Source organism: Actinomycetota bacterium, from assembly GCA_040905475.1.
Taxonomy (GTDB): domain Bacteria; phylum Actinomycetota; class AC-67; order AC-67; family AC-67; genus DATFGK01.
In genome coordinates this window covers 1-10,839 of the sequence record JBBDRM010000162.1, presented here as the reverse complement: position 1 = coordinate 10,839, position 10,839 = coordinate 1, and the positions used below count along the sequence as shown (strand labels likewise).

The window sequence follows — 10,839 nt, the reverse complement described above, 5'->3', positions numbered from 1 at the left end:
CCGCGCCTCGCTCGGGTACCAGACGCTCGGCGACTTCACCTGGAAGGAGCTGCTGGACTTCGACGCATGCACGAAATGCGGCCGTTGCCACGAGGTCTGTCCGGCGCGCGCGTCGGGCGCGCCGCTGTCGCCACGGGACCTGATCCTCGACCTCCGTCAGTTCGCGGAGCAGGCGACCCGCGTGCGGCCTTTCCTGGACTGGGAGCGGCGCGCCGCAGACGAAGGCACGCCGGGGGGTGGGGACGGCAACGGCGATGGTGCGGGCACGGCGCCGAGCGGAGCGAAGCTCGCCGGGGGGATCATCCCGGCCGAAACGCTGTGGGCCTGCACGACCTGCATGGCGTGCGTGGAGGCGTGCCCGGTCGGGATCGAGCACGTGCCGACGATCATCCAGCTCCGGCGCTCGCTCGTGGACGAGGGTGACCTCGAGCCGACGCTTCAGGACGCGCTCCAGAACATCGCGCAGCAGGGCAACTCGTTCGGTCAGTCAGCCAGGACGCGCGGCAAGTGGGCGAAGGAGCTTCCGTTCCCGGTGAAGGACGCACGGAAGAAGCCGGTGCGGGTGCTGTGGTTCGTCGGCGACTACATGTCCTTCGACCCGCGCTTGCAGGGGCTGGCTCGCTCGCTGGCCACGATCCTGGACGACGCCGGCGTCGATTTCGGCATCTTGTACGACGGCGAGCGCAACGCCGGCAACGACGTTCGGCGCGTCGGCGAGGAGGGCCTGTTCGAGATGCTCGTGGAGCAGAACATCAAGACCCTGTCGACCTGCGACTTCAACGAGATCATCACCAGCGATCCGCACACGTACAACACGCTGAAGAACGAATACCCGCAGTTCGGCGGCTCGTGGAAGATCACGCATTACACCGAGTTCCTCCTCCGGCTGCTCGAGCGCGGACTGATCACTCCGAAACGCGGGATGGGCATCAGGGCGACGTACCACGACCCCTGCTATCTGGCGCGGTACAACCGCGTCATCGACGCCCCGCGGGACATCCTCGGCCGGCTGGGGGTCGAGCTGGTGGAGATGCCCCGGAACCGCGAGAACACCTTCTGCTGCGGCGCCGGCGGCGGGCGCATCTGGATGGACGACTCGACGCTCGCCGAGCGTCCCAGCGAGCAGCGCATGAAAGAGGCCTCCGAGCTCGGCATCACCCACTTCGTCGTCGCGTGTCCCAAGGACGTCACGATGTACCGCGACGCCGCGAAGACGACCGGCTTCGACGATCGCATCACGGTCGTCGACATCGTCGAGCTGATCGAGCACGTCACGCGCGAGCCCGAAACGGCCGGCGCGGTCGGGTGAGCGCGGTGGACGAGCCAAGGGATCCGGCCGGTGAGGTCGTCGAGCAGCTCGCGGACGGGCTCTGGCGCCGGCTGAGGGACGTGATCCTCGTCGCGGAGCGGATCGAGACCTACTCCTTCACCGAGAGCGACGCCCCCCGGCACGAGCCGCTGGGCAGCGCGGAGGCGGTCGCGGTCGCGACCGACCAGGTCGTGCGGGCCCTGCGAGAGGCGGGCGACCCCGACGGTTGGCGGCTCCTTGCGCGCGTCGCCGACACCCAAGAGGGCGTGCCGTTGGACGAGCTGGCCGCCATGCTGGACCGGCCGCGGCTCGCGACGGTCGAGCGCGTCAACGCGCTCGTTCAAGCCGGCCTGGCCCAGCGCGCGCTCGATCTGGACCGGGTGTTCGCGACGATGGCAGGGGACGCGCTCATCGGCCTCGTGCGAGCCGTCGCGAGCCGACTCGGTGATCAGGCTGCGCTCTTCCGCCCGGAGGCGCGGGCCGCGCAAGGCGGAGGGTCCGGGGATGGATTGCCCCTACTGTGAGACGACGGGGGACCGGCAAGGCGTGCACCGGCACCTGGTGGAGAAGCACGGCGACCGGGTGTCCACCCGCGTCGACCCGGAGCACGGCGATCGCTTCTATCGCATCGCCTGCCCGCAGTGTGACGCTCCCTGGGAGCGTCAGATCAAGCCACGCAGCAAGGACCCGACGTTCCTGGAGGAGTTCGATCTCGAGATACGCCTGGTCGCCTTCGACATGCTCCTGCATCACATCCGCGGGGAGCACAGCGACGAGGCGCCGAACGGAGCCGCACCCGGCGGCGGGTGATGAGGGGGCGAGACGTGGCTGAAGTCAAGAACTGTACGATCCCGGAGGAGCTCTTCTACCTCGTGCGGAGCCACGTGTGGGCTCGGTCCGAGGACGGAACCGTCGTCGTCGGGATCACCGACGTTGCCCAGAACCTGGCTCAACGCTTCATCGCCTACACGCCGAAGAAGGTCGGGAAGCGAGTCGAGGTCGGCAAGAGCACGGCCACGCTCGAGAGCGGCAAGTGGGTGGGCCCGGTGCCGTCCCCGGTCGCGGGCGAGATCATCGCGATCAACGACGCTGCGCTCGCCGATCCCTCGATCGTGAACGGCGCGCCCTACGGCGAGGGATGGATCGCGAAGGTCAAAGCCGACGACTGGGAGCGCGACCGAGCGGGGCTGCTGTCGGGAGATGCCGCCCTCGAGGAGTACGCTCGTTTCATGGAGGAAGAGGGTATCGAATGCCCGCCGAAGGGATGAGTGCATGACGTCCCGTCGAGCCGGCGCGTGAGACACCGGTGACGACCGCCGTCCCGCAGAATTATCTCGGGTGTGTGATCCCCGAGGAGCTGCTCTTCGACGTCGAGATGGACGTCTGGGTGCGGATCGAAGGCGAGGAGGCGGTCCTCGGCATGACCGACCCGGCGCAGACGCGCTGCGGCAAGTTCGTGGCGGTTCAGTTCCGGAAGGTCGGCAAGACGGTAGCGCGCGGCCGTGGGCTGGCGACGATCGAGAGCGCGAAATGGGTCGGACCGTTCCCGAGCCCCCTCTCGGGCGAGATCCTCGCCGTCAACTCCGAAGGCTTCGGGCGCGACATCCTGATCGCGAACCGGGATCCGTACGGAGAGGGGTGGCTGGTCCGCATCCGCCCCACGAACCTCGACGAAGAGATCGGCACGCTCCTGCGCGGCTCCGATGCGTTCGATGCGTATCGGAGCAAGATCGACGAGCTGGAGATCCGCTGCTTCCGCTGCGCCGACTGAAGCGCCGACCGCGTCAGATGCTGGCGGCGCGACGCAGTTCGCCGCGGGCGGCGAGCTGCGTCGCCATCACCTCGCGGAGTAGGTCGATCGCCCGCCCCACTCGCGCATCGCGGAGCGAGTAGTAGACGCTGTTGCCCTCCCGGGTTGCCTGGACGACCCCTCGCTCGCGGAGAACCGCGAGATGCTGGGAGACGTTCGACTGTGAGAGGTCGAGCTCGGAGGTGAGCTCGGTGACCGACTTCGACCCGTCGCGGAGGACGTTGATGATGAGCAGCCGTTTGGGGTCAGCAAGCGCCTTGCACAGACGAGCGTGGAGCTCGTAGATCTCGTTCCGGATCTTCGGGTCCACCGCTTCTCCTCCTGGATCCCGGCGCCTGACGGCACTCATGATAACCGTGGCCGAGCGTTCCCGCACCGTGCCGGGCCCGGCTCAGAAGGCCGTTGGCACCCCCGAGAACATCCACTAGTACATTCGTACCCTCGCATATTATAATGCGTCCCGAACGTTTCGCGCTCGGAGGGCCCCCCGGAGCCCGCCAGGAGGTGGCTATGGCCGAGGTCGAGCAGAAGAACAAGCTTTCGATCATCGCCTTCAGCGGGGACGCCGACAAACTGTGGCCGACCATGATCCTGGCGACGACGGCCGCGGCTAGCGGGATGGAGGTCTCCATCTTCTTCACGTTCTGGGGCCTCTTCTCGCTCATGAAGCCGGGCGTACGCATCACCGGGGACAACTGGATGCAGAAGATGCTTTCCCTGATGAACAAGCCCGGGATCGACAACGCGAAGCTGTCGAAGCTGAACTTCGCGGGGGCCGGCCCCATGATGCTCAAGAAGCTCGCCAAGGAGCACAAGGTCGCCACGCCCGGCGAGCTGCTCGAGATGGCGCAGGAGATGGGCGTGAAGCTCATGCCGTGCCAGATGACGATGGACCTGCTCGGCCTGAAGCGAGAGGACATGATCGACGGTCTCGAGCCGCCGCTGGGCGCCGCCACCGCCTTGCTCGAGATGAAGGAGTCCTCGGTCCAGTTCTTCATCTGAGGAGTTGAGCATCGACGACAGGGCCGCCCCCCGGGGGGGCTTTGTGGTCTTTCACGACTCCCCCCGCGCGCTCGCGGCCGGGAGCGTCTCGTACATGCGTATCAGCACGAGGACCCCGGACGCTCCCGTGATCGCACCGACGACCCATATCGCTGCGGCGAGCCCGAAGAGATCCGCGACGACGCCCGCGAGAACGGCTCCGACGGCGAATCCGATGTCCCGCCACAGGCGGTACACGCCGATCGCGGACGCCCGCCAGCGGGGATGCGCCACGTCGCTGATCGCGGCGAGCAGCGTCGGGTACACCATCGCCGTTCCGATCCCGAGCGTGATCGCGCCCACCGCCCACCACGCCGCGGTTCGCGTCCCGGCGATCAATCCGATCGCGAGCGCCTGGACGAACATGCCCGACGCGATGAGCTTCTTCCGCCCGATGCGATCCGACAGCGCTCCGGTGACGAGCTGTCCGGCGCCCCAGACGGCCGGGTAGAGCGCGGCCAGCGCACCGATCGAAGCAACGGAGAGCCCGGACCGCGCGAACCAGATGGGGAACAGTCCCCAGGCCATCCCGTCGTTTAGGTTGTTCACAAGTCCGGCCTGGCTGCAAGCGGACAGAGCCCGCTCGCGGAAGCTCGTGAGGAGGAAGATCTCGCGCATCGACGGCGGGTGCGAGCCGTCGTCGGGACCGCCCTCGTGATGGGCGTGCGGCAGGGTCTCTCGGACGAACAGCGCCGAAAGGCCGAGACCGAGACCGGCGAAAGCGAGGCCGAAGAAGAACGGTTCCGGCCGCAACCCTGCTCGCGCGGCGACGAACCCCGTCGCCGCCGCCGTCAGCGCAACCGCTCCGTATCCGGCGGCCTCGTTCAGCCCCATCGCGAAGCCGCGGCGCGCCGGCCCGGCGAGGTCGATCTTCATGATCACCGTCGTCGACCACGCGAGGCCTTGGTTCACGCCCAGGAGCACGTTCGCGAGGACGATCCATCCCCACGAAGGCCCCCACATGAGCAGCAAAGGAACCGGGATGCCGACGATCCACCCCGCGATCAGCACGCGCTTGCGTCCGGCGCGATCGGCCCACCGGCCGGCGACCAGGTTGGTCGCCGCCTTCACCAGCCCGAAGGCGAGCAGGAAGGTGAGCACGGCCGTGAACGTGCCGAGGCCGAAGATGCGTTGGGCGATGAGCGGGAGAACCGTCCGCTCCTGACCGACCATGCCGCCGACCAGCGCATTGATGCCCACCAGCAGCGAGAACTGGCCGAGGTTGGCGCCCAGCCCGAGGGCGACCGGACGGGGCGGCGACGCGGTCACGAGCGCCGGATCTAGGACTCGAACGCGAGCCCGGCCCGGTGCCACCCGAAGGTCCCTCCCCGGAGGTTGGCCACGCGCAGGCCGCGCCGGGCGAGCAGGCTCGCAGCCGTCGAGGATCGTTCCCCGTGGCCGCAGTAGACGATGAGCTGAGACGCTTCGGGGCTCTTCCCCGCGATGATGTCGCCGAGCTCCAGATGCTTCGCGCCGGGGATCCGCCGCGCCGCCCACTCGTTCGCCTGCCGAACGTCGAGCAGATGCTCGCCGGTCGCCGCGCGTTCCGCAGCTTCCTCCGCCGAAAGCGTTTCGATCGAGCTGACCGGCAAGCCGGCCGCGCCCCACGCCTCGAAGGTCGTCCAGCCTTCTATGCGGTCGTAGCCGATGCGGCGCGCCAGTCGCGTCGCCTCCTCGAGCTGCTCCGGTTCGAGGAGGAGGACGATCGGCGCGCCGAAGGGAACGACCCATCCGAGCCAGGAGGCGAAGGCCGGTCGTACCGTGATCGACACCGAGCCCGTCGGATGCGCGCGCGCCCAGTTCTCGGCCTCGCGTCCGTCGATCAGCCATGCGCCTCGCTCGGCGGCGTCGCGCGCGGCGAGCGCCGGCAGCTCCGCGACCTCCGGGAGGTCCTGAAGCAGCGCGGCGCCTTCCCGATTGACGGCGCGAAGGTGGGCGAAGTACCGCGGGTACGTTCCGAACCCCGACCGCAGCTGCGCGACGAACTCCTCCTCGTCGTCGATCGCGAAGAGGGGATTGGCGAGTCGCTCGGCGCCGATCGTGCTCGATGCCGTGCGGGCCGGGCCGGTCGAGCAGAAGGATCCGGCGCCGTGCGTCGGATACAGAACCGTGTCGTCGGGGAGGGCGGCCAACGAGCGGAGACTCGCGAACTGCGCGCGCGCCAGCTCTTCGGCTCGCTCGGGTCCCGTGAGGTCCGTGCGGGCGGCACCGCCGACGATGAGCGAGCCGCCGCTGAACAGAAGCCTCGCGCCGTCGATCGTCACGAGGAAGGAGAGGTGCTCAGGGGTGTGCCCGGCGGTCGCCAGGACGTCGATGGCGGCGCCGGCGATGATGAGCGGCGCGCCCGGTCTCAGGGGGCTGTGAGAGAAGCCCAAACCTGCCTTCGCCGACGCGTAGACAGCGGCCCCGCTCGCGTCGGCGATCTCTCGAGCGCCGCTGACGAAGTCGGCGTGCAGATGGGTCTCAAGGACGCCGACGATCCGCAGCCCGGACCGCTCGGCGATCGCCAGATGCTCCGCGGTGTCCCGGCGAGGATCCACCGCGAGCGCCGATCCTCCTCCGACATCGACGAGGTATGACGTGTTGCCGAGCGCTTCATCTCCGATCGCTTCAACGCGGTTCACGGGTGGCCTCCCTCGCCGGTCGCCACCGGCAAGCCCTGCGCGTGCCATTCGGGGAATCCGTCTTCGAGTCGAAGGGCGCGGTATCCCTTCCGCCGGAGCAGGCGCACGGCATCGTCGGCGAACACGCAGTAGCGCCCCCGGCAGTAGGCGACGATCTCCTTGGTCTTGGGGACTTCTCTCAGGCGGCGGGAAAGCTCGAGGACCGGGATGGACCGCGCCCCCGCGATGTGACCCGACGCGAACTCGGCCGCCGGCCGGACGTCGATGACCACCAGGTCGCCGGTCTTGAGGCGCCGCTTCAGCTCGGAGCGGGGAACCGGCTCGAGCCCCTCCCGGTCGCCGAGGTAATCGATCGCGAGCCGCTCGATCTCGCCGACGTGCTCGACCGCGACCTCCCGGAGCGATCGCCACAAGGAAAGGACGCTGGGACCGGCGACGCGGTAGATCACCCGCGTCCCATCCTTCGTGGAGCGCACTAGGCCGCTTAAGGCAAGGAAGCGCAGGTGGTGGGAGGTGTTGGCGACGCTCTGCTCGATCTCTTGCGCGATCTCCTCGACCGAGCGAGGTCCCTGGGCCAGCACGTCCACGATCTCGGCGCGTCTCCCGCTCGCCAGCGCCTTCGCGACCGCGCCGAAGGCGTCGAAGAGCGCGTGCTTCGCTGCGCGGTCTGCCATGTCGCCAGGGTACCGTTCCCAGAGGGGTTCATCAAATATTCAAACAAACTCTTGATGACAAGCCCGAAGAACCAAGCCGAGCTCGACCTACTCGGTCGCGCGGTAGGCCTCGGGGGCGGGCTTGAGGGGGCGGAAGAACCAGGTCGGGCGGCGCAGCCCACCGGGGCCCGGCCCCGGCCTCGTCATCGCGAGCCACTCGCGGTACACCTCGAACGACTTCTTGGTGTCCACCACGACGTCACCGTAGCGGTCGTGGGGCCCGGCCTTCTCGAGCCGCACGAGCTGATGCCACGAATGCTGCCCCGAAACGGGGTCGGGTTGGGGCGGGAAGGTGAGGTTCTGATGCACGCCGGCGTCGGTCCACCACACCCGCGAGGAATCGGGGTCGGAGGACTCGAAGGGCTTCACGCCTTCGAGCTGGCGCACCCGCCACACGCCGTCGTCGTGCTCGAGGTTCACGAGCGCGGACACCCAGCGGTCGGTGCCCATCCCGCGGTCGAGACGCCAGCGGCCCATGTGGTGCGAGGCGGCGACGACGCCGGGCCGGATCCCCTCCGTCGGCCAGGCCCGGATCACGAAATGGCCGGTGCGGGTGACGACCTTTACCAGGTCGCCGTCGCCGACCGCCAAGCGCTCGGCGTCCGAGGGATGGATCCACAGCGGATGACGATGTGTGATCTCGTTCAGCCATTTGGCGTTCCCGGACCGGGTGTGGATCAAGGTCGGTAGCCGGAACGTCGGGACCAGGATCCAGGTACCGTTCTGCGGATCGGCATCGGCGATGTGGCTCCGCCAGGTGCCGGGGATCGCCTGGTCCCCCCACCCCCAGTCCTTCATCGTCTTGGAGAAGAACTCGAGCTTGTGGCTTGGGGTCGGGAAGCCTGCGCGCGCGACGCCGTCGATCTCGACGCCGACGGAGTCGTGGGGCCCGATCAGCGGGAACGGCTTCCCTTCGTACGCTTCCGGCGGCTTGTGCACCACGCCCGAGATCGGGTCGGTCCGGGTACCTTCGAGCGCGGCCTCCGACACCGGCACCTCGTGCAACGCGTACACGTGCTTGGTGATCTCGACCACGCCGTACTTGCGCATGTAGGCGAGGGGTGTCAGCCCTTCTTTGGCCGCCTTCTCCGGCAAGCCGGGGACGTTGTTCTCGAACATGTAACGGTAGTACTCGTCGATCGTGACCTTTTCTCCTGGGCGGTAGGGTGATTCGAACCAGCGCCGGACCCCGAGCGAGCCGTCGGGGTCGATGCGCCAGGAGAGCTCGATCCAGAACTCGTCCTCTTCCCACACCTCACCCGGGTTCGCCTCGTAGGTGAACTGCACCGGACGTCCGAGCTTCTCCATGGCGACCCGCATGACCGGCTGACGGAAACCGAGCCAGGTGCCGGCGTGCGTTTCATAGGAGTGGGTGTCGTGGCGCTCCGGGCCGAGGCCCATCGGAAGCACGTAGTCGGCGAACCACGCCGTCTCGCTCCACGTCGGCGTGAGCGCCGCGTGCAGACCCACCATCGACTCGTCGGAGAGCGCCTCGATCCACGAGAAGCCGTCGGGGTTGGTCCAGACCGGGTTGTAGACCCGGGTGAAGTAGACCTCGAGGCGGCCGCGTCCTTCCTTCAAGAAGTAGGGGAGGAGGTAGGAGAGCTCGTGATGCGACAACGGATACTCGGCGGGCCACAGCAGCGGGTTCCACACCTTCTGCGGCGGTGGCGCGATGAAGGGTTGCGGAACGAATTTGTCCCACCAGTTCGGCGAGGTGCCGCCTTCGGTTCCGACGCTCCCGGTCAGCACGTTCAGGAAAAACAGGCATCGGGAGACCTGCCACCCGCCCTGGTTGCCCGATGCCGCGGCCCGCCAGTTGTGAGCCGCGAACGCCGATCCCGCTCGCGCGATCTGGTGCGCGACCTCGACGATCGTCGCAGCGGGCACGCCCGATTCCTTCTCGGCGAGCTCGGGCGTGAACTGCGCGTAGTGCTCGGTGATCACGTCGAGGAAGTTGTCCAACGTCGACTCGACGTGCGGGTGCTCGGACCTCATGTACTCGTCCCAGTTCACCCAGCGTCGCAGGAACTCGCGGTCGAACAGCTTCTCGATCAAGATCATCGACGCCATCGCCAGCAGCACCGCCGGCTCGCTGCCGGGCCGCGTCGGCATCCAGTAGTCGGCGCGCGAGGCGGTGTTCGAAAGGCGCGGGTCCATCACCGCGATCTTCGCGCCGCGCATCTTCCCTTCGATGATGCGCTGCGCGTGTGGGTTGAAGTAGTGACCGGTGTCGAGATGGCTCGAGATCAGCAGGGTGAAGCGTGCGTTGGCGTAGTCGGGAGACGGCCGGTCGTTGCCCATCCACAGCGCGTACCCGACACGCGCGGCGGCGGAGCATACGTTGGTGTGGCTGTTGTGTCCGTCCACGCCCCACGCGCGCAAGACCCGGTCGACGTAGCCGTCCTCGCCGGGGCGGCCAACGTGATAGACGATCTCGTTCCGGCGGTTCTCGATCAAGGCCTTGCGCATGCGCCCCGCGATGTCGTCCAGGACCTCGTCCCAGGACACGCGTTCCCACTTCCCCGCGCCGCGCGCGCCGACGCGCCGCTGCGGGTAGAGGATCCGCTCGGGATCCTGGATCTGGTTCATCGTCGCCGGGCCCTTGGCGCAGTTCCGCCCCCGTGAGCCGGGATGAACCGGGTTCCCCTCGATCTTTCGGATCTCGAGCGACTCGGTATCGACGTAAGCGAGTTGTCCGCACGCCGCCTCGCAGTTGAAGCACACGGTCGGGATGAGCATGTAGCGCTTGGCGACCTTCTCCGGCCAGCGCGACCCCTCGTACTCGACCCAGTCGTCCCAGCGGTCCGGCGGCGGGTACTGCGCGAGGCGTCCGTCGGCCTGCGGCAGGGGGGTGGGGGTGGGTCCGGTCGGCTCCTTGCGTCGGCTCGCCACGCGTCCCCCTAGCTCAACGGAACCGACTGACCGGCCTTGACGAAGGTGTGCTCTGCCGCGAAGAGCCCGCCGAGAGAGAGCACGGCAGCAGCCACCAGCAGCGCCGCTGGGCCGTCGGTCGCGAGCGAGACCGCCAGCAGCGCGGCCGGGGCGATCATCCCGGCGACGACGGCGCCCCACCAGAACATGGTCGCGAACGGCCCGCGCAGCAGATTGCGGATCGCCGCGCGCGCCTGCCGGGTCCCGTGCGTGGCGTGGGAATACTCCATGGCCGTCGAAGCAGCGATCACGGCGATCGCCGCGAGCAACGAGAGCGCGAGGAAGCGCTGGAGCCCGTCGTCGGCGTCGCGCGCCACGGCGACGATCGCGAGGGCCGCGGCTCCCGCTGCGGCAGCCTGCGCGACCAGCACGACGGCCAGCATCGGCGAGAGCCACAGGTCGCGGCCC

The 10,839-nt window shown here is 68.5% G+C and carries 12 protein-coding genes; 6 read left to right on the top strand and 6 right to left on the bottom strand.

Features of this window, described 5'->3' with window-relative positions; all coding sequences use genetic code 11:
• The 5 genes from WEB06_20115 to WEB06_20095 all read left to right on the top strand — a co-directional run.
• On the top strand, positions 1-1,309 hold a 1,309-nt coding region (locus WEB06_20115), incomplete at its 5' end, for a (Fe-S)-binding protein (protein ID MEX2557923.1).
• Positions 1,310-1,314: 5 nt separating this feature from the next.
• Positions 1,315-1,833 (top strand): hypothetical protein, encoded by a 519-nt coding sequence (locus tag WEB06_20110; protein ID MEX2557922.1) that lies wholly within the window; start codon positions 1,315-1,317, stop codon positions 1,831-1,833.
• Complete coding sequence (locus WEB06_20105) at positions 1,814-2,119, top strand: hypothetical protein (GenBank protein ID MEX2557921.1); 306 nt, start codon at positions 1,814-1,816, stop codon at positions 2,117-2,119. The genes WEB06_20110 and WEB06_20105 overlap by 20 nt, the downstream gene beginning before the upstream one ends.
• Before the next feature lie 14 nt (positions 2,120-2,133).
• A complete protein-coding gene (locus WEB06_20100) occupies positions 2,134-2,577 on the top strand; it encodes a glycine cleavage system protein H (protein ID MEX2557920.1) in 444 nt (147 codons plus the stop codon).
• Between the two features lie 38 nt (positions 2,578-2,615).
• Entirely contained in the window at positions 2,616-3,080 is a 465-nt protein-coding gene (locus WEB06_20095; GenBank protein MEX2557919.1) for a glycine cleavage system protein H, read from the top strand.
• A gap of 13 nt (positions 3,081-3,093) precedes the next feature.
• Here WEB06_20095 and WEB06_20090 read toward each other — a convergent pair whose 3' ends face one another.
• On the bottom strand, positions 3,094-3,429 hold the full coding sequence (locus tag WEB06_20090) for a metalloregulator ArsR/SmtB family transcription factor (protein ID MEX2557918.1): 336 nt from the start codon (positions 3,427-3,429) through the stop codon (positions 3,094-3,096).
• A 200-nt stretch (positions 3,430-3,629) separates the two neighbouring features.
• Here WEB06_20090 and WEB06_20085 point away from each other — a divergent pair, with 200 nt between their 5' ends.
• On the top strand, positions 3,630-4,121 hold the full coding sequence (locus tag WEB06_20085) for a DsrE/DsrF/DrsH-like family protein (protein MEX2557917.1): 492 nt from the start codon (positions 3,630-3,632) through the stop codon (positions 4,119-4,121).
• 51 nt (positions 4,122-4,172) lie between these two features.
• Here the strand turns inward: WEB06_20085 and WEB06_20080 are convergent, their stop codons facing one another.
• The 5 genes from WEB06_20080 to nrfD all read right to left on the bottom strand — a co-directional run.
• On the bottom strand, positions 4,173-5,429 hold the full coding sequence (locus tag WEB06_20080) for an MFS transporter (GenBank protein ID MEX2557916.1): 1,257 nt from the start codon (positions 5,427-5,429) through the stop codon (positions 4,173-4,175).
• Between the two features lie 11 nt (positions 5,430-5,440).
• Positions 5,441-6,784 (bottom strand): rhodanese-like domain-containing protein, encoded by a 1,344-nt coding sequence (locus WEB06_20075; protein ID MEX2557915.1) that lies wholly within the window; start codon positions 6,782-6,784, stop codon positions 5,441-5,443.
• A complete protein-coding gene (locus WEB06_20070; protein MEX2557914.1) occupies positions 6,781-7,458 on the bottom strand; it encodes a metalloregulator ArsR/SmtB family transcription factor in 678 nt (225 codons plus the stop codon). The genes WEB06_20075 and WEB06_20070 overlap by 4 nt, the downstream gene beginning before the upstream one ends.
• A gap of 87 nt (positions 7,459-7,545) precedes the next feature.
• Positions 7,546-10,347 (bottom strand): molybdopterin dinucleotide binding domain-containing protein, encoded by a 2,802-nt coding sequence (locus WEB06_20065; GenBank protein ID MEX2557913.1) that lies wholly within the window; start codon positions 10,345-10,347, stop codon positions 7,546-7,548.
• Positions 10,348-10,400: 53 nt separating this feature from the next.
• Positions 10,401-10,839, bottom strand: a 439-nt coding sequence (nrfD, locus tag WEB06_20060; protein ID MEX2557912.1) for an NrfD/PsrC family molybdoenzyme membrane anchor subunit, incomplete at its 5' end; no start/stop codon positions are given.